The 17119-nt window shown below is 70.2% G+C and carries 14 protein-coding genes; 9 read left to right on the top strand and 5 right to left on the bottom strand.

The genetic code is table 11. The features are described from left to right. Window positions 1-2 precede the first annotated feature (2 nt). Entirely contained in the window at window positions 3-2546 is a 2544-nt protein-coding gene (locus ACFQ6S_RS37630) for a DUF4118 domain-containing protein (protein WP_383419688.1), read from the top strand. 16 nt (window positions 2547-2562) lie between these two features. Here the strand turns inward: ACFQ6S_RS37630 and ACFQ6S_RS37625 are convergent, their stop codons facing one another. Continuing rightward, window positions 2563-3153, bottom strand: coding sequence for a universal stress protein (locus tag ACFQ6S_RS37625; protein ID WP_383419686.1), 591 nt, complete (start codon window positions 3151-3153; stop codon window positions 2563-2565). A gap of 348 nt (window positions 3154-3501) precedes the next feature. Here ACFQ6S_RS37625 and ACFQ6S_RS37620 point away from each other — a divergent pair, with 348 nt between their 5' ends. From ACFQ6S_RS37620 to ACFQ6S_RS37595, 6 genes are all read left to right on the top strand, one after another. Beyond that, complete coding sequence (locus tag ACFQ6S_RS37620; protein ID WP_383419684.1) at window positions 3502-3936, top strand: SAV_915 family protein; 435 nt, start codon at window positions 3502-3504, stop codon at window positions 3934-3936. 13 nt (window positions 3937-3949) lie between these two features. After that, a complete protein-coding gene (gene lysA / locus ACFQ6S_RS37615) occupies window positions 3950-5284 on the top strand; it encodes a diaminopimelate decarboxylase (RefSeq protein ID WP_383419682.1) in 1335 nt (444 codons plus the stop codon). A 243-nt stretch (window positions 5285-5527) separates the two neighbouring features. After that, the gene (locus ACFQ6S_RS37610) at window positions 5528-6823 is read left to right on the top strand and encodes an extracellular solute-binding protein (RefSeq protein ID WP_383419752.1); all 1296 of its coding nucleotides are present in this window, start codon (window positions 5528-5530) and stop codon (window positions 6821-6823) included. A gap of 6 nt (window positions 6824-6829) precedes the next feature. Further along, the gene (locus ACFQ6S_RS37605; protein WP_383419680.1) at window positions 6830-7828 is read left to right on the top strand and encodes a carbohydrate ABC transporter permease; all 999 of its coding nucleotides are present in this window, start codon (window positions 6830-6832) and stop codon (window positions 7826-7828) included. Window positions 7829-7914: 86 nt separating this feature from the next. After that, window positions 7915-8679, top strand: a complete 765-nt coding sequence (locus ACFQ6S_RS37600; protein ID WP_383419750.1) for a carbohydrate ABC transporter permease — start codon at window positions 7915-7917, stop codon at window positions 8677-8679. Window positions 8680-8734: 55 nt separating this feature from the next. Next, entirely contained in the window at window positions 8735-9781 is a 1047-nt protein-coding gene (locus ACFQ6S_RS37595; RefSeq protein ID WP_383419678.1) for an endo-1,4-beta-xylanase, read from the top strand. Window positions 9782-9979: 198 nt separating this feature from the next. Here the strand turns inward: ACFQ6S_RS37595 and ACFQ6S_RS37590 are convergent, their stop codons facing one another. Together ACFQ6S_RS37590 and ACFQ6S_RS37585 are read right to left on the bottom strand one after the other, a co-directional pair. Next, window positions 9980-10186: a DUF5999 family protein gene (locus ACFQ6S_RS37590; RefSeq protein ID WP_383419676.1), complete on the bottom strand. Its 207-nt coding sequence runs from the start codon at window positions 10184-10186 to the stop codon at window positions 9980-9982. Window positions 10187-10657: 471 nt separating this feature from the next. Continuing rightward, window positions 10658-11260, bottom strand: coding sequence for a hypothetical protein (locus ACFQ6S_RS37585; protein WP_383419674.1), 603 nt, complete (start codon window positions 11258-11260; stop codon window positions 10658-10660). Window positions 11261-11822: 562 nt separating this feature from the next. On the opposite strand from ACFQ6S_RS37585, the gene ACFQ6S_RS37580 reads away from it, so the two are divergent. Continuing rightward, complete coding sequence (locus ACFQ6S_RS37580) at window positions 11823-13340, top strand: glutamate-cysteine ligase family protein (protein WP_383419672.1); 1518 nt, start codon at window positions 11823-11825, stop codon at window positions 13338-13340. Window positions 13341-13367: 27 nt separating this feature from the next. Here the strand turns inward: ACFQ6S_RS37580 and ACFQ6S_RS37575 are convergent, their stop codons facing one another. Next, window positions 13368-15155 carry a substrate-binding and VWA domain-containing protein gene (locus ACFQ6S_RS37575; protein ID WP_383419670.1) on the bottom strand — a complete coding sequence of 596 codons (1788 nt, stop codon included), beginning with the start codon at window positions 15153-15155 and terminating at the stop codon, window positions 13368-13370. Between the two features lie 194 nt (window positions 15156-15349). Here ACFQ6S_RS37575 and ACFQ6S_RS37570 point away from each other — a divergent pair, with 194 nt between their 5' ends. Further along, entirely contained in the window at window positions 15350-16150 is an 801-nt protein-coding gene (locus ACFQ6S_RS37570; RefSeq protein ID WP_383419668.1) for a CPBP family intramembrane glutamic endopeptidase, read from the top strand. 66 nt (window positions 16151-16216) lie between these two features. Here ACFQ6S_RS37570 and ACFQ6S_RS37565 read toward each other — a convergent pair whose 3' ends face one another. Continuing rightward, window positions 16217-17026, bottom strand: a complete 810-nt coding sequence (locus ACFQ6S_RS37565) for a PhzF family phenazine biosynthesis protein (RefSeq protein WP_383419666.1) — start codon at window positions 17024-17026, stop codon at window positions 16217-16219. Window positions 17027-17119 lie beyond the last annotated feature (93 nt).

The raw sequence follows: 17119 nt of genomic DNA, 5'->3' as shown, positions 1-17119 counted from the left end.
ACATGGCACGCGGCAAGCTTCGGATCTACCTCGGCGCGGCACCGGGCGTCGGCAAGACGTACGCGATGCTGTCCGAGGCGCACCGGCGGGTGGAACGCGGCACCGACTGTGTGGTCGCCTTCGTGGAGCACCACGATCGGCCGCGCACCGAGGTGATGCTGCACGGCCTGGAGCAGATCCGGCGCAAGGAACTTCAGTACCGGGACACCTCCTTCACGGAGATGGACATCGACGCCGTCCTGGCCCGCGGGCCCAAGGTGGCGCTGGTCGACGAGCTCGCCCACACCAACATCCCCGGCTCCCGCAACGCCAAGCGCTGGCAGGACGTGGAGGAGTTGCTGGCGGCCGGGATCGACGTCATATCGACAGTGAACATCCAGCACCTGGAGTCGCTGGGCGATGTCGTGGAGTCCATCACCGGCGTACGGCAGCAGGAGACCGTCCCCGACGAGGTGGTGCGCCGCGCCGACCAGGTCGAGTTGGTCGACATGTCGCCACAGGCGCTACGGCGGCGGATGGCGCACGGCAACATCTACAAGTCGGACAAGGTCGACGCGGCCCTGTCCAACTACTTCCGCCCGGGCAATCTCACCGCTCTGCGCGAACTGGCCCTGCTGTGGGTGGCCGACCGGGTCGACGAATACCTCAACGCCTATCGCAGCGAGCACGAGGTCTCGACGATCTGGGGTTCGCGCGAGCGGATCGTGGTCGGGCTGACCGGCGGTCCGGAGGGGCGCACGCTGATCCGCCGGGCCGCGCGGCTCGCGGAGAAGGGCGCCGGCGGTGAGGTGCTCGCCGTCTACATCGCCCGCAGCGACGGGCTGACGGCCTCGTCGCCGAAGGAACTCGCCGTCCAGCGCACCCTGGTCGAGGACCTCGGCGGCACCTTCCACCACGTCGTGGGCGACGACATCCCCGTGGCCCTGCTGGACTTCGCACGCGGGGTGAACGCCACCCAGATCGTGCTCGGCGTCTCCCGCCGCAAGAGCTGGCAGTACGTCTTCGGGCCCGGCGTCGGCGCCACGGTCGCCCGGGACTCGGGCCCCGACCTCGATGTCCACCTGATCACCCATGACGAGGCGGGCAAGGGACGCGGACTGCCCATGCCGCGCAGCGCCCGGCTAGCCCGGTCGCGGATCATCTGGGGCTGGCTGGTCGGCGTGCTCGGCCCGGCCGTGCTCACCGTGCTGCTGACCCATGTCGCCCCCGAAGTCGGCCTCGCCAACGACATGTTGCTGTACCTGTCGCTGACGGTGGCGGCGGCGCTGCTCGGCGGCCTGCTGCCGGCCCTGGCCTCCGCGGTGGTGGGCTCACTGCTGCTGAACTGGTTCTTCACCCCGCCCGTCCACACGCTGACCATCGCCGACCCGAAGAACATCGTCGCCATCGCCATCTTCGTCGGGGTGGCGGTGTCAGTGGCCTCCGTCGTGGACCTGGCGGCCCGCCGCACCCACCAGGCCAACCGCCTGCGCGCGGAGTCGGAGATCCTGTCCTTCCTCGCCGGGAACGTGCTGCGCGGAGAGACCAGCCTGGAGGCGTTGCTGGAACGCGTCCGCGAGACCTTCGGCATGGAGTCGGTGGCCATGCTGGAGCGGGAGAGCGACGTCGACCCGTGGACCTGCGCGGGCAGCGTGGGCCCCCGGCCCTGCCAGGACCCCGACGACGCGGACGTGGACGTGCCGGTCGGCGACCACCTGGCGCTCGCGCTGACCGGCCGGGTACTGCCCGCCGAGGACCGCCGGGTGCTCGCGGCCTTCGCCGCGCAGTCGGCGGTCGTGCTGGACCGCCAGCGTCTGCGGCGTCAGGCGGACCAGGCCAAGGAGTTGGCGGAGGGCAACCGCATCCGGACGGCGCTGCTCGCCGCAGTCAGCCACGACCTGCGTACCCCGCTCGCCGGGATAAAGGCGTCCGTCTCCTCGCTGCGGTCCGACGACGTGGCCTGGTCCGAGGAGGACGAGGCCGAACTCCTCCAGGCGATCGAGGAGGGCGCCGACCGGCTCGACCTCCTCGTCGGCAACCTGCTGGACATGTCGCGCCTGCAGACCGGCACGGTCACCCCGCTGATCCGGGAGATCGACCTCGACGAGGTGGTGCCGATGGCGCTGGGCGGGGTGCCGGAGGGCAGCGTGGAGCTGGACGTCCCCGAGACGCTGCCCATGGTGAGCGTGGACAAGGGGCTGCTGGAGAGGGTCGTCGCCAACGTCGTCGAGAACGCCGTCAAGTACAGCCCGCAGGACGTACCCGTACTGGTCTCCGCGAGCGCCATCGCCGATCGGGTCGAGGTCCGGGTGGTCGACCGCGGGCGGGGCGTCCCGGACGAGGCCAAGGAACGCATCTTCGAGCCCTTCCAGCGCTACGGCGACGCCCCGCGCGGCGCCGGAGTGGGGCTCGGACTGGCGGTCGCCCGCGGCTTCGCCGAGGCGATGGACGGCACGATCAGCGCCGAGGACACACCCGGGGGCGGGCTCACCATGGTGCTGAGCCTGCGGATGGCGCCGGGGCGCAGGCCGGGGGAGCCGGAGTTGCCGGCGGCGGTGGTCTCCTAGCCGGCTCCGGGCTGCGTCATCCCTTATGGCACCGCCCCTCGGGGTCACGCCCTTCGCCCGGCACCGTCTCCTCCGCCAGGTCCCCGGGGTCAAGGCGCAGGCGCCATGCGTTGCGGCGGTGTACGGCTGCCAGGTCCGTCTCCAGTGGGGACGGGGGTATCGCCAGCACCGGGCAGCCGGCGTGGGTGAGGCAGTAGCGGGTCACCGAGCGGTGGCAGGCTCGGTGCCAGGGGCTGCGGCGGCCGGCGCCGACGACCAGGATGTCGTCGGCGCGGTCGGCGACCTCGACCAGGGCCAGTCCGGGGGTGCCGTGCGCCACCAGGGCGTACATCCACACCCCGGGGCCGGTCTCGCCGAACACGTCCTGCAGGACACCGACGAGCCGCTCACGCGCCATGCGCTGCCACTCGTCGGCCGGCAGGCCCGCCGCCGGACCCCGCCGCACGGCGAGGTCCCCGCCCGGCGGCTGCCAGGCCAGTACCGGCCACAGCTCGGCGTTGCGGCGCCGGGCCTCTTCAGCGGCTCGGGACAGGGCGGTGAGGCTGCCGAGGGAGCCGCTCACGCCCACCACGACCCGTGCGGTCGCATGGCCGTCGGAACCAGACATGAGTCCACCGTTCGTCGTGCTGTGCGGTCCGTGACGCGCAGCGCCCACCGCGCGCGGTTCTCGCGGGAAGCCCTCGAAGGGCCGCTTCCATGACACCCCCGCCACAGGCCCGGGGCCAGCCTCAACGGCTCTTCTTGGCGCACCTCTGACGGCGTCTTCGGGGAGCTGCCGGGCCCTGTGTCAGCATCCCGTCAGCGTCCGGCCGATCGCCGTCAGCATCGCGTCATGAGCTGTCCGGAAACAGGGGTCACCGGGCATAGCGTCAGTTGCAAGCCCCGGTCCGCCTCCCCGCGTCCGGGGCGTCGAGCAACCCGTCCGACGCAACGTCGGATCCACCGGAGGCACCCCATGGCAGACATCCTGTACGACGAAGACCCGGAGCCCTCTGAACGGTTCCCGGCCGGTCCTCTGTACGTTCCGGTCCGGTCGGGACACGCCGCCTGTGCGGCCCGGCTCTTTCGTACACCGATCGGTGACCGTACGGCCGTAGGGTTCACCTCCCAGCGGAAACTGACCGCGACCCTCGGTTCCGACCAGCCCTGGATCCGGCTCGCCGAGCCCGCCCTGCGCTCGCTGACCGCACCGCTCGGCGTCACCACCGTCACGGTGGACCCCCAGTTCTGTGCCCCGGCGCCGACCGCCACCACCGCGTCCGCCCGGGAGAACGTCCGGCACTCCGGTCCCCGATTCCGTGAGAGTGCCTGGGATCCCCAGGCCGTCGGAGCCCTGCGCGTGACCGGCGCCGCCGCGCTGATCTCCGCGCTCACCATGTGGATCGGCTGAGGGGGAAGACACGATGACCACCATTCACGAACCCGCTGTCACCACCGCGTCCGACGCCCTCTCGGTGTGGCCGGCCTCGGCCGTCGAGCCCCGTGAAGGCGAGATCACCGTCGCTGGAGTGCCGCTCGCCGAGGTCGCCGACCGTTTCGGCACACCCGTCTACGTCATCGACGAGGACGAGGTACGCGAGCGCTGCCGCACCTACAAGCACGCCTTCCCCGAGGCCGAAGTCCTGTACGCGGCCAAGGCGTTCCTGTGCCGGGCGATGGTCCACTGGGTGGACGAGGAGGGCCTGGGCCTGGACGTCTGCTCGGCAGGCGAGCTGGAGCTCGCGGTCATCACCGGCTTCCCGCCGGAGAAGATCGTGCTGCACGGCAACGCCAAGTCGCCGCGTGACCTGGAGACCGCGCTGCGCCTCGGGGTCGGCCGTATCGTCATCGACAGCCCCTCCGAGATCGCCCGGCTGGCCGCGGCGGTCGGGCCGGACGGTCACCAGAAGGTGATGGTCCGCGTCGTGCCCGGCATCAGCGCCGGCGGCCACGAGAAGATCCGCACCGGCACCGAGGACCAGAAGTTCGGCCTGTCCATCTCCAACGGCTACGCCCAGCACGCCATCGCCCGGATACTGGACCAGCCGCAGCTCGAACTGACCGGCCTGCACTGCCACTTGGGTTCGCAGATCACCAGCGTCAAGCCCTACCTGGCCGCCGTACGCCGTATGGTCGGCCTCATGGCCCGGCTGCACGAGCAGCACGGCCTGGTCCTGCGCGAGCTCGACCTGGGCGGCGGCCACGGGATCGCCTACCGCCCGGGTGAACCCGCCCTGGACCTGACCACGCTGGCCCGCAAGGTGCGTACCGAACTGGTCGAGGCGTGCACGGCCGCCGGGCTCACCGTGCCCCGGCTCATCATCGAGCCGGGACGGGCCATCGCGGGCCCGGCCGGGATCGCGCTCTATCACGTCCTCGCGGTCAAGCACACCGGCGCGCACACCTACGTCGCGGTGGACGGCGGCATGAGCGACAACCCGCGGCCCGCGCTGTACGGAGTGCGCTACGCACCCCGTCTGGTGGGGCGGCACAGCACCGCCGCCCCGGCCCCGGTGACCGTCGTGGGCCGGCACTGCGAGGCGGGCGACATCCTCGCCGCCGACGTCGAACTCCCCGACGACATCCGTCCCGGAGACGTCCTCGCCATTCCGGCGGCCGGCGCCTACCACCTGTCCATGGCCTCCGGCTACAACATGGTCGGCCGCCCGCCGGTGGTCGCCCTGGACGACGGCCAGGCCCGGCTCCTGATCCGCCGCGAGTCCCTCGAGGACATCCGCAGCCGCGACGTGGGCCTGTAGCCGACCTCCTAGGCTGCTTTCGTAAAGTTCGCCGCTCAGTCCGAATGTTTCGCTCAATCCAACCCTCGGGAACCATGCAGGCTGTGATGCCTGACGGCACATTCACCGCGTTCAAGGGGTTGCCACCGTTTAGTAGCTGTCTCTAGGGTGCGGCAGCAACGCAGCTTTCTGGATCTGTTCCGAAACTTTCGATCCAGCGGACGGTGGCCGTGGGTGCGCCGTCCCGTACCCAAGGAGCGCATGATGGGCGACCCGGGACTGTCCCGCCGCGGATTCCTGGCGGCCTCCGCCGCGGCCGGTGTGGGCATGACGGCACTGAGCGGATGCGGCGGCGACTCGGACGGAGGGTCGTCGGACGGTACGACCACCATCGAGTGGTGGAACATCTCCACCACCGAGCCGACCAAGGGCGTCTGGGCGGCGCTGGCCAAGAAGTTCGAGGCCCAGAACCCCAAGGTCAAGGTGAAGATCGTCCAGTTGGAGAACGACGCCTACAAGTCGAAGATGACGGCGCTCATCGCCTCCGGGAAGCTTCCCGACATCTTCCACACCTGGGGCGGCGGCGTCCTCAAGCAGCAGGTCGACGCCGGACTCGTCGAGGACCTCACCGACCGCACCAAGGACTTCGCCGACGGCCTGCTGCCGGTCGCGAAGGAGCCGTATCTCCTCGACGAGAAAGTGTACGGCATCCCGTTCGACATCGGCATGATCGGCTTCTGGTACAACAAGGCGCTCTTCAAGGACGCGGGTGTCACCGAGCCGCCGGTCACCTGGAGCGGTTTCCTCGACGCCGTACGGAAGTTGAAGGCGAAGGGCACCACCCCGCTCGCCCTCGCGGGCAAGGAGAAGTGGCCCGGCATGTACTACTGGGCCTACCTCGCCATGCGCACCGCGGGTGCCTCCGCACTGCAGAAGGCCTACGACGACAAGGACTTCACCGGCGACGCCTTCGTCCAGGCCGGTCAGCACCTCCAGGAGCTGGTCGACCTCCAGCCGTTCCAGAAGGGCTACCTCGGCGCCGCCTACTCCAGCCCGACCGGCCAGGCCGCGGCCGTCGGCAACGGCAAGGCGGCGATGGAACTCATGGGGCAGTGGGCCCCGGTCGTCCAGGCCGACGCAGGCAAGGGCCTCGGCGACGACCTCGGCTTCTTCCCGTTCCCCGCGGTCGAGGGCGGCAAGGGCACGATCACCGAGGTGTTCGGCGGGGGCGGCGGACACGCCCTGCGCAGCGGGGCTCCACAGGCCGCCGTCGACTTCCTGAAGTTCTTCGCCTCCGAGGCCACAGACCTGGAGCTGGTCAAGAAGACCAGCGCCCTCCCGGTGGTCCCGGCGGCCGAGAGCGCCATCACGGACCCCAACATCAAGGCCGTGCAGGCACAGTTGAAGGCCGCGACCGGCTTCCAGCTCTATCTCGACCAGGCCTACGCGCCCGCCGTCGGCCAGGAGGTCAACGACAGCGTCGGCGCGCTCATCGCCGGGTCCAAGTCCCCGCAACAGGTCGCCGAGTCGATCACGAAGACCGCGAAGGAAGAGCAGTAGCCGGCGATGACCTCCACGTTCCTGCCGGACAAGCGGACCGGCCCCGGCGTCGAACTCCCGCCCCCGCCCGCCGGCACGGCCCGGGGGCGGGCCCGGCGGCGCGTGCTGAACTGGCTCACCGCGGTCGGCTTCCAGGTGCCCGCCCTGGTGCTCTTCCTCGTACTGGTGCTGCTGCCGATGCTGTTCGCGCTGTACGCGGCCTTCTTCCGCTGGGGCGGCTTCGGCATGCCGTCCGACTACATCGGCGCCGACAACTTCACCCGGCTCTTCGACGACCCCGTCTTCCTCGGGGACCTGTGGCGGTGCCTGGTCCTCGTCGTGCTGTCGCTCGCGGTCCAGCTGCCGTTCGCCCTCGCCATGGCCGTACTGCTCAACCAGAAGGTTCGCGGCCGGGCCTTCTACCGGATGCTGTTCTTCGGGCCGTACGTCCTGTCCGAGGCCATCACCGGTGTCCTGTTCGGCATGATCTTCGCCCCCGACGACGGCCTCGCCGACCAGATCCTCGGCGGCATCGGCCTCGACGGGCTCGGCGGCGAGTGGTTCGCCGACCCGTCCACCGTGATGGCCACCCTGTTCCTGGTCATGACATGGAAGTACTTCGGCTTCCACATGATGCTCTACCTGGCCGGACTCCAGTCCATTCCCCGGGAGTTGACCGAGGCCGCGCTGATCGACGGCGCGAACGCCTGGCAGCGCTTCCGCAGTGTCACCCTGCCGCTGCTCGCGCCCACCCTCAGGATCAGTGTGTTCCTGTCCGTCATCGGGGCCATCCAGCTCTTCGACCTGGTCTGGGTGACCACGGCGGGCGGCCCCGACCATCACTCCGAGACCATGGCCGTGACCATGTTCCAGTACGGCTTCAAGCGCTACCAGGTCGGCTACGCCAGCGCGATCAGCGTGGTCATGTTCGGCATCAGTCTCGTCTTCGCCCTCGCCTACCAGCGGTTCGTGCTCCGCCGCGACCTCGAAGGAGCCGCCACGACGATGCGGGGAGGCGCCAAGTGACGGCCAGGTCCGGCACGAAGACCGGCGGGAAGACCAACAGGAAGAGTCTGCCGCTGCATGTGATCCTCCTGGTGGTCGGCGCGGTCATGGTCGTGCCGCTGCTCTACGCCGTGCTGTCCGGCTTCAAGTCCACCGACGAGCTCTCCCGCAACCCGGTCGGGCTGCCGGAGTCATGGGTGACCGGCAACTACACGGACATCCTCGGCTCGGAGGACTTCTGGCGCCTGATCGGCAACAGCACACTGATCGCGGTGGGTACGACCGTGCTCGTCGTGGCGGTCTCCGCGCTCTCGGCATTCTCCTTCGCGCGGTTCGCCTTCCGGGGGCGGGAAGCGCTGTTCACCCTCTTCACGATGGGCCTGATGTTCCCCTTCGCGGTGGCGGCGCTGCCCCTGTTCCTGCTGCTGCGCTCCATGGGCCTGCTGGACAACCCGCTCGGCGTGATCCTTCCGCAGGCCGCCTTCGGACTGCCGATGACCATCATCATCCTGCGCGGCTTCTTCCGGGAGATCCCGGGCGAGTTGGAGGAGGCGGCCACGCTCGACGGATGCAGCTCCTTCGGGTTCTTCTGGCGGGTGCTGCTGCCCATGGCGCGGCCCGCGCTGGGCACGGTCGCGGTCCTCGCCGTCGTCACCAGCTGGAACAACTTCTTCCTGCCGCTGCTGGTGTTCACCGACTCCACCTGGTGGACCATCCCCATCGGCGTCCAGCAGTTCCAGGGCCAGTACTCCGCGGACTACGCCCGCGTCTTCGCCTACCTGGTGCTGGCCATGGTCCCCGCGCTCGCCTTCTACTCGGTCGCCGAGCGCCAGCTCGTCGGCGGCCTCACCGCCGGCGCCACCAAGGGATGACGCGCGCGGGCGGACGTACGGCTACCCACACATCCGCAACGTGAGGAGTCGCACCATGCGCAAGAACCGTCTCAGACTCGTCGGCGCCGTCGCCGTCGCCGCCGCCCTGGTCGCGGTCACCGTCCCGGCCGCTCAGGTCCAGGCCCAGGGCAAGCAGCCCACCCTCGCCGACCTCGCCCAGCGCCACGGGCGCTACTTCGGCAGCGCGACGGACAATCCCGAACTCGTCGACGAGCCGTACAAGAAGCTCCTCGGCAGCGAGTTCGACCAGATCACGCCCGGCAACGGCATGAAGTGGTACGCCACCGAACCCCAGCAGGGCGTCTTCGACTTCTCCAAGGGCGACGAGATCGTGGACCTCGCGCGCGCCCACCACCAGAAGGTGCGCGGCCACACGCTCGTCTGGCACAGCCAGTTGCCCGGCTGGCTCACCGCCCGCGAGTGGACGGCGACCGAACTGCGGGCCGTCCTGAAGAAGCACATCCAGACCGAGGTACGGCACTACCGCGGCAAGATCTACGCCTGGGACGTCGTCAACGAGGCGTTCAACGAGGACGGCACGTACCGCGAGACGGTCTTCTACAGGACGCTCGGCCCCGGCTACATCGCCGACGCCCTGCGCTGGGCCCACCAGGCCGACCCGCGCGCCAAGCTGTACCTCAACGACTACAACGTCGAGGCGACCGGCCCGAAGAGCGACGCCTACTACCAGCTGGCCAAGGAGCTGAAGGCTCAGGGCGTCCCGCTGCACGGCTTCGGCCTCCAGACCCATCTGGCGCTCCAGTACGGCTATCCGACCACGCTCGAGGACAACCTCCGCCGCTTCGCCCGCCTCGGCCTCGACACGGCGCTCACCGAGGTCGACGTACGGATGCAACTGCCCGCGACCGAGGAGAAGCTGGCCCTGCAGGCGGACTGGTACCGGGACATGACCGAGGCGTGCCTGGCGGTGCGCCGATGTGTGGGGATCACGGTCTGGGACTACACGGACAAGTACAGCTGGATCCCGGCGTTCTTCCCGGGGGAGGGCGCGGCACTGCCGTGGGACGAGGAACTGCGGCCCAAGCCGGCGTACTTCGCGCTGCGGGAGGCGCTGAGGTAGGCCGCCGTCGGCCGTGTGTCCCGGGCGTCGGTACGAGGGTCGCCCGGGACGCACGGCGCATTACGGTGCGTGAGCGACCCCGGACACACGTCGGGGCCGGCTCGCAGTGAGAGTCTGCGACCGGCCCCTGGAGTACTCCGGGCGTCCGTCGTGCCGCCCGGTGGTGCAGGGCCTTCCGGCGTGGTCCGCCGGCCGGCACTACGCGGCGGTCATCACCTTGCCGGTGCCCACCGGTCGGTGCGGGGCGATGATCTGGCCGTCGGGCAGGAGCTCACCGGTGTCCTCGAACAGCAGAACGCCGTTGCACAGCAGGCTCCATCCCTGCTCCGGGTGGTGCGCCACGAGACGGGCGGATTCCCGGTCGGCGGAGTCGGCTGACGGGCACGGTGACTGGTGCTGGCACATGGATGGGATCTTTCGCTCTGTTGTGATCTGTGAGATGGCTGTTTTGTCTGTCTCGCGGCGTGAAGCCTCGTTCATGGCCGCTCCCCCGTTGTGATAAGTCGGTCGGAACCCAGTGTTGCCCCACAGGCGTCAATCCGCAGGGATTTCGACGCACCGCTTTCTCACAGGTTGATGACGCATCGCCCGCGCGGACGGTTCATCCCAACTCCACTGTCACTTTGGATGGTTCGCGGTGGTCGGATGGGGCTAGTCCTTGCGGGTCAAGGGCTCCTGAGGGCTCGTTCGAGCGCATTGTCGCTCGGGCGAGCGATATTTCTATTCGGCCCGTTCGAGCGGCCTTCTTGTTGTCCGGTTCGAGCCTAATCCCATTCCCCGAACACGGACGTACCCCGCCACCCGGAATTGGGCGGCGGGGTACGTGGGTACTCGCGTGGGTCGTGCCGTCAGGCGTGTGCTGTCAGGCGTGTGCTGTCAGGCGGGGGAGCCGAGAAGCGGGGGCATCGGTGGCAGCGGGGCAGGGGTCGCCCGATGGGTGAGCACCGGGAGCAGATCGGCGACCCGGTGCGGCACATGGGGTGCGATGCCGGGCGGGGCCGGGGCCAGCGGCACGAGAATGTCGGCCGGCTCCGGGTGTCCGGTGGCGCCGTCCGCGGTGGGGTCGCCGTGCAGCCAGAGGGCGAGCATGTAGAGGCCGGGGAACGACAGCAGGCGCGGCTGGCAGGGCTGCGGGAGTGTCTCCGCCTGGCGCAGCGCGCGCTCGGTGGAGGCGATGTAGGGACCCTCGAAGAAGTGCGAGAAGGTCCAGCCGTCGGGGGTCAGCCGGGTCTCGGCCGCCGCCACCGCGCGGTCGCCGCACCGGATCAGAAAGCGCCAGCCTGCCAGGCGGGTCGCGGACACACCCGCCGGGGTGAACTCGTCCAGGACGTGGACGGGCAGCGGGAGTTCGGGAGTGGCGGGCCCCTGGGCGGCGCGCAGGGAAGGCGTTCGGGCCTCGCTGACCGCGGTGGGTGAGCCGAGTGCGGTCAGGACGGAGCGAAGTGCGGGCGCGGGAGCCGGGGGGACATGCAGCGGCATGGTGGGTCGCCTCTCATTCGACAGGCACGGTGGCGCGAGGGCGGGGCGGGGGCGGACGGCGCTGTCAGCTCACGGAGGTCAGAGAGGCGGGAGGCCGGGTCCGGGTGCAAGGGGGATGAGTGAGCCTGCCGCACGTCACCTGGACGGCAGGTCTGGGACCGCGGGTGCCAACCCTCTGCCTTGATTGCGAAGTTTATACGACGAGTGTTCAGACGATGTTTCGTCTAACCGATTTCGGTGCACTCGGCAAGGAGTCAATCGGCCGCGGAAATGCGGGAATCATCCCGATTCCCGGCCGGTGTGGTGGCGATGACCTCGAAAAACACCTCGCGTGCGGTCGGCCAATTCTCGTCGGCGTTTTTCACGAGAGCCTCTGAGCCGCCCGAAACTGCAGACTGCCTCATGCCCGCTGAATGTGCCACCGGTCACATCCGACAGAGTAGCGGGCCCCGGCTTCGCGCGGGACGTTATCGATCGCTTCGGCTGGGCATCATCCAACCTGACCCGGGAGACCGGGCGGCCGGAGCTCCGGCCGCCCACCCATCCGAGGAGGGAAGCTTCGATGGGGGAGAAGGTCGTGGCAGGTCGCTTCGATCTGTCCGATCGGCAGCGCTACCGCGAGAAGCTGCGGCAGTGCCTGACGGGCCTGGAGCGACTACTGGCGGAGAAGCGGTTCGATCGTCCCAAGAACCTCATGGGGCTGGAGATCGAATTGAATCTCACCGGCTCCGACGGCATGCCGAAAATGTTGAACGGACAGGTGCTGGAGCGCATCGCGAGCCGCGATTTCCAAACAGAACTCGCCATGTTCAATCTGGAAGTAAACATCGCCCCACATCGATTGCAGGGGCGGGTATTCGACCGGCTGGCCGAGGAACTCCGTACGTCGCTGGCATATGCCGACCGAAAAGCCGGCGAGCTCGACGCGGGAATCGTGATGATCGGTATTCTGCCGACGCTCGACCGCGACGACCTGGTCTCCTCCAACCTCTCCGACGTGGATCGCTACGTCCTCCTCAACGACCAGATCGTGGCCGCCCGGGGCGAGGACTTCACGCTCGACATCGACGGCGTGGAGCGCCTGACCTGTACGTCGAAGTCCATCGCCCCCGAAGCCGCCTGCACCTCCGTGCAGCTGCACCTCCAGGTCACGCCGGGCCGTTTCGCCGACGTGTGGAACGCGGCCCAGGCGGTCGCCGCGGTGCAGGTTGCCATCGGCGCCAACTCGCCCTTCCTCTTCGGGCGTGAGCTGTGGCGCGAGTCCCGCCCGCCGCTGTTCCAGCAGTCCACCGACACCCGCCCGCCCGAGCTCCAGGCGCAGGGCGTGCGGCCGCGCACCTGGTTCGGGGAGCGGTGGGTCTCCTCGGCGTACGACCTCTTCGAGGAGAACCTGCGGTACTTCCCGGCCCTGCTGCCGATCTGCGACGACGAGAACCCGCTCGAGGTCCTCGACGCCGGCGGCGTACCGACGCTCGCCGAACTCGTCCTGCACAACGGCACCGTGTACCGCTGGAACCGTCCCGTCTACGGCATCGCCGACGGCGTCCCGCACCTGCGGGTGGAGAACCGTGTCCTGCCCGCCGGGCCGACCATCACGGACGTCATCGCCAACGCGGCCTTCTACTACGGTGTCGTCCGTGCCCTCGCCGAGGAGTCGCGGCCCGTGTGGACCCGGATGCCCTTCGAAGCGGCGGCCGCCAACTTCGACGCGGCGTGCAGGCACGGCATCGACGCCCGGCTGAGCTGGCCCCGGCGCGGGCGGTACGGCGGGACCGCCGAGGTCGACGCGGTGAGCCTGGTCCGCGACGAACTGCTGCCGCTGGCCGAGGCCGGCCTCGACGCGTGGGGCGTGGAGCCGGCCGACCGGGACCTGTATCTCGGTGTCATCGAGGAGCGTTGCCGCAGGCGGATGAACGGCGCGTCCTGGCAGGCGGCCACCTTCCACCGGGCACTGGAGTCGGGGCTGTCCCGTGAAGCCGCGCTGGCGGCCACGACGCGGCGGTACCGCGAGCTGATGCATCGGGGCGATCCGGTGCACATGTGGCCGGTGGGGCTGCTGGAGCCGGTGCCGCTGGGGTGACGCCGGGAGGCGGACCGCGAACCCTCGTCAGCCCCGTACGCCGGGTGAGGCGGCCGCCACGATCGCCTTCAGGATCACCGATTGGATCTGGGCCGGATCCGTCACCTCATGGCCCGAGCCGCCCGTGGCCTCGGCGATGCGGTTCGCCTCCTCGCGGTCGGCGTCGGGGCCGACGGCGATCATGATGAGCGGGACCGGGCGTTCGGGGTCGGTGAGGCGCTCGAGTCGGGTGATGAGGCCGGCGCGCGAGACGCTGCCGGGGTCCTCGTTCACCCCGTCGGTGAGGACGACCAGCGCGTTGAACCTGCCCTCGGCGTAGCCGCCGGTCGCCGCCCGGTACGCGGCCAGCGTGGTGTCGTACAGGCCCGTCGCGCCGTTCGGCACCGGCGCCAGATCGGTGAACGCCGCCGACAGCCGGTCGCGCTGTGTGCCCGTGCCCTTCCGGTCGCCGAGCCGCTCGGTCGGCACCAGGACGCGGTAGTCCTTGTCGCCGTCCAGCTTGGTGGAGAAGTCCCAGAGACCGACCTCGTCCTCGGCCGTGAACGTGGCGAGCGCCTGCGACAGCGACGCCTTCGTCACGTCCATACGTGACCGGCCGCTGCCCGGCACCGGTTCGGACATGGAGGCGGACGCGTCGACGACCGTGGTGATCCGCGCGCTCTGCACGGTGATCGTCCACACCCCGAGGGTCTCCTGGAGCGCGACCGCCGAGGCCGGCCGGCCCGCGGGCTCCGCGTACGGCTGCGGACCGCTGCCGCCGGCCCGGGTCACCAGCGCGTCCGGCACCTCGTCGTCGGAGGTGCGGAAGCCGTACCGCTCCAGCAGCCGCAGCTGCCGGGGATCACGCAGGTAGCTCATGAAGCGGATCGCGGCCCGGCTCTCGTCGGTGGTCAGACCGGTCTGGTCGAGCAGGGCGTACGGGTAGTCGAGCCGGGGCGAACCGTCCTTCGGATAGAAGAAGTCCAGGCTGCCCCCGCCGTCCGCACCGGAGTTGTACGTGTACGCCGCCTGCTCGCTGACCATCAGCGCCTGGTTGCGCTTCGGATTGCCCTGCTCGGTGCCCGAGGAATCGCGAGGCAGCGATTCCAGGACCTGGCCGTCGCTGTCGGAGACCCGCTGCGACAGCGCCTTCATCATCGCCGCGGCCTGTGTACCGCCGCTCTCGACCCCGCCGGCGGCCGTGCTCAGCCGGGCGAGGGCGAGCAGCCCGGTCGCGCTGCGCGCCGGATCGGCCGCGCCGAGCCGGACGGAGTCGTCACGCAGTGCGGCACCGGCCAGCCCCAGCCAGTCGTACGTCTTCTTCGGCCACCCGAGCGCCTTCGCGGCCGTCGGCACCATCGCCACCCCGACCGGTGAGGAGGCGACATGTCCCACCGTGGAGACGTCGGCCGTGCCGCCGTCCGCGGTCGGCCGCTGGAGCCACAGTTCCGAGTCGGGCACCCACACCTCGGCGCCGGGGTCCTGGCCCGCCTGGAGTGTGTCGGCGACCTCGTACGACTCGCGCGCGCTCACCGTCACGGCGACGCACCGCCCGTCGGAGGTGAGGTCGGCCTGCCGTGCCCGCTTCGCGGCGGTTTCGAGGGCGGGGGCCAGGTCGGGCGAGGCGGCCAAGGTCAGTCGTACCGCGTCGTCCTGGCAGGAGGAGCCGAAGGAGAGCAGCCCGCCGCGGACCGCGGCCGCGGTGCCGCCGGCGACGGTCAGGACGAGGACGGTCGCGATGGCCATCGGACGGCGGCGTGCGCGGCGACGGGGATCGCGGCGACGGGGGCCGCTGCCGCCCGCCGCATACTGATCGGGCAAGCTGTGACGTCCCATGTCGGTCGTGCCCCTCCCTGTTGCCTGCTGAACCACGTGCCGGAATCCGGCCGTATGGCAGGCAGAGGGGGCGGTACGCCCCGTACGGCGCCCGTCCCCCCAACGGCCTGTCGCGCACGGTCTTCGTCAATGCTTTCGAGACCCTAGCGGGGCGACGATGAGGATGAGACGGGATTACTCAACTGGAGGCAGGAGTGCAGGGCGAGGCAGGGGCCGTGGCCGATTCTTTTCCGCATGAGCGGCCCTCACGACGGATCTTCCGGGATGAGACGCTGCTCGTTCTGGGGCTTTCACTCGGTGCGAGTGGTGTGTCCGCCCTGATCAGTTTTGTCGGGTCCGTCACCAAACCGGGAGGTCTGAAGGACCAGGCGGCGACCCTCAACGCCTCGGCCGCACCGGGCCGTCCCTGGCTGGATCTCGCCTGGCAGCTGTTCGGGATCACCACCGCGCTGGTGCCCGTGGCGCTGGTCGCGCACTTCCTCATGCGCGAGGGCTCCAGCCTGCGCACGCTCGGCTTCGACCGGACCCGGCCCTGGCCGGACCTCGGCCGCGGGGCCGCGATCGCGGCGGTGATCGGCAGCACCGGAATCGCCTTCTACCTGGCCGCCCGCGGCCTCGGCTTCAACCTCACGGTGGTGCCCGAGGCGTTGCCCGACGTGTGGTGGAAGTACCCGGTGCTGATCCTGTCGGCGATCCAGAACGCGGTCCTCGAAGAGGTCATCGTCGTCGGCTATCTGCTGCGCCGGCTGGGTCAGTTGGGCTGGACGCCCGGCACCGCGCTGGTGGCCAGTTCCGTACTGCGCGGCTCGTACCACCTCTACCAGGGCATCGGCGGCTTCCTCGGCAACATGGCGATGGGCGTGGTGTTCGTCTACCTGTACCGGCGGTGGGGCCGGGTGGGGCCGCTGGTCGTGGCGCATTCCCTGCTCGACATAGGGGCGTTCGTGGGCTATGCGCTGCTGGCCGGGAAAGTGGACTGGCTGCCGACGGCGTGACGTGAATCGAAGGGGGCGTACGACGATCTCGTACGCCCCCTTCGTCATGCTCGGGCCCGATGCGCGCTACGCGATCAACTCGCCCTCGATGACGGTCACCGCGCGGCCGGTCAGCAGGGTGCGGTCGCCGCGGAGCTCCGTGCGGACGTGGCCGGAGCGGGGGGAGGCCTGGAGGCCGGTGAGCTCGGCCCGGCCGAGGCGCTCGGACCAGAAGGGGGCGAGGGCCGTGTGGGCGCTGCCGGTGACCGGGTCCTCGTCGATGCCGACGTTCGGGAAGAAGCAGCGGGAGACGAAGTCGTAGCCGCGGGTGGGGTCCTCGGCGCGGGCCGTGGCGATGATGCCCCGCTCGGAATGGGCGCCGAGGGCCTTGAGGTCCGGGGCCAGGGCGTGGACCGTCTTCTCGTCGGCGAGTTCGAGGAGCAGGTCGCCGATGTTCGGGCCGGTGTCGAAGGCGACGAGCGGCTCTGCGCCCAGCGCCTGACCGACCCCGTCAGGGACCTCGACCGGGGTGAGCGGGGCGGTCGGGAAGTCGAGCGTGATCGACCCGTCCTCGCGGGGCGTGGCGACGAGCACACCACTGCGGGTGGCGAAGCGTACCGGCCCTTCGTGGGCGCCGGTGCTGTGCAGCACATGGGCCGTGGCGAGCGTGGCGTGCCCGCACATCGCCACCTCGGTGACCGGCGTGAACCACCGCAACGCCCAGTCGGCCTCCCCGCCCTCGCCCAGCGGGTGCGCGAACGCCGTCTCGGCGTGGTTGACCTCCAGGGCCACGTTCTGCAGCCAGTCGTCCTCGGGGAAGCCGTCGAGGAGCAGCACCCCGGCAGGGTTGCCGCCGAAGGGGCGATCGGAGAAGGCATCGACGATTCGAATCCGCATGCCGCCGACGGTAGGGGGCGCGGGGAGGGGGTGGCCAAGGCCAATTCGGGGGTGCTGGACCGATTTCGGGGCGCCGGGGCTGTGGGTCGATGA

This window comes from Streptomyces sp. NPDC056479, from assembly GCF_042795335.1.
Classification (GTDB): domain Bacteria; phylum Actinomycetota; class Actinomycetes; order Streptomycetales; family Streptomycetaceae; genus Streptomyces.
The sequence above is the reverse complement of the archived record's forward strand: the minus strand, read 5'-3'. Positions and strand labels throughout refer to the sequence as shown.

Bases quoted from the DNA above. Each gene is read 5' to 3' on its own strand.
- ACFQ6S_RS37590 (WP_383419676.1), bottom strand. From the start codon at position 10,186: ATGTGCCAGCACCAGTCACCGTGCCCGTCAGCCGACTCCGCCGACCGG.
- ACFQ6S_RS37575 (WP_383419670.1), bottom strand. From the start codon at position 15,155: ATGGGACGTCACAGCTTGCCCGATCAGTATGCGGCGGGCGGCAGCGGC.
- ACFQ6S_RS37565 (WP_383419666.1), bottom strand. From the start codon at position 17,026: ATGCGGATTCGAATCGTCGATGCCTTCTCCGATCGCCCCTTCGGCGGC.
- ACFQ6S_RS37625 (WP_383419686.1), bottom strand. From the start codon at position 3,153: ATGTCTGGTTCCGACGGCCATGCGACCGCACGGGTCGTGGTGGGCGTG.
- ACFQ6S_RS37595 (WP_383419678.1), top strand. From the start codon at position 8,735: ATGCGCAAGAACCGTCTCAGACTCGTCGGCGCCGTCGCCGTCGCCGCC.
- ACFQ6S_RS37605 (WP_383419680.1), top strand. From the start codon at position 6,830: ATGACCTCCACGTTCCTGCCGGACAAGCGGACCGGCCCCGGCGTCGAA.
- ACFQ6S_RS37630 (WP_383419688.1), top strand. From the start codon at position 3: ATGGCACGCGGCAAGCTTCGGATCTACCTCGGCGCGGCACCGGGCGTC.
- ACFQ6S_RS37585 (WP_383419674.1), bottom strand. From the start codon at position 11,260: ATGCCGCTGCATGTCCCCCCGGCTCCCGCGCCCGCACTTCGCTCCGTC.
- ACFQ6S_RS37610 (WP_383419752.1), top strand. From the start codon at position 5,528: ATGGGCGACCCGGGACTGTCCCGCCGCGGATTCCTGGCGGCCTCCGCC.
- ACFQ6S_RS37620 (WP_383419684.1), top strand. From the start codon at position 3,502: ATGGCAGACATCCTGTACGACGAAGACCCGGAGCCCTCTGAACGGTTC.
- lysA (WP_383419682.1), top strand. From the start codon at position 3,950: ATGACCACCATTCACGAACCCGCTGTCACCACCGCGTCCGACGCCCTC.
- ACFQ6S_RS37600 (WP_383419750.1), top strand. From the start codon at position 7,915: ATGGTCGTGCCGCTGCTCTACGCCGTGCTGTCCGGCTTCAAGTCCACC.
- ACFQ6S_RS37580 (WP_383419672.1), top strand. From the start codon at position 11,823: ATGGGGGAGAAGGTCGTGGCAGGTCGCTTCGATCTGTCCGATCGGCAG.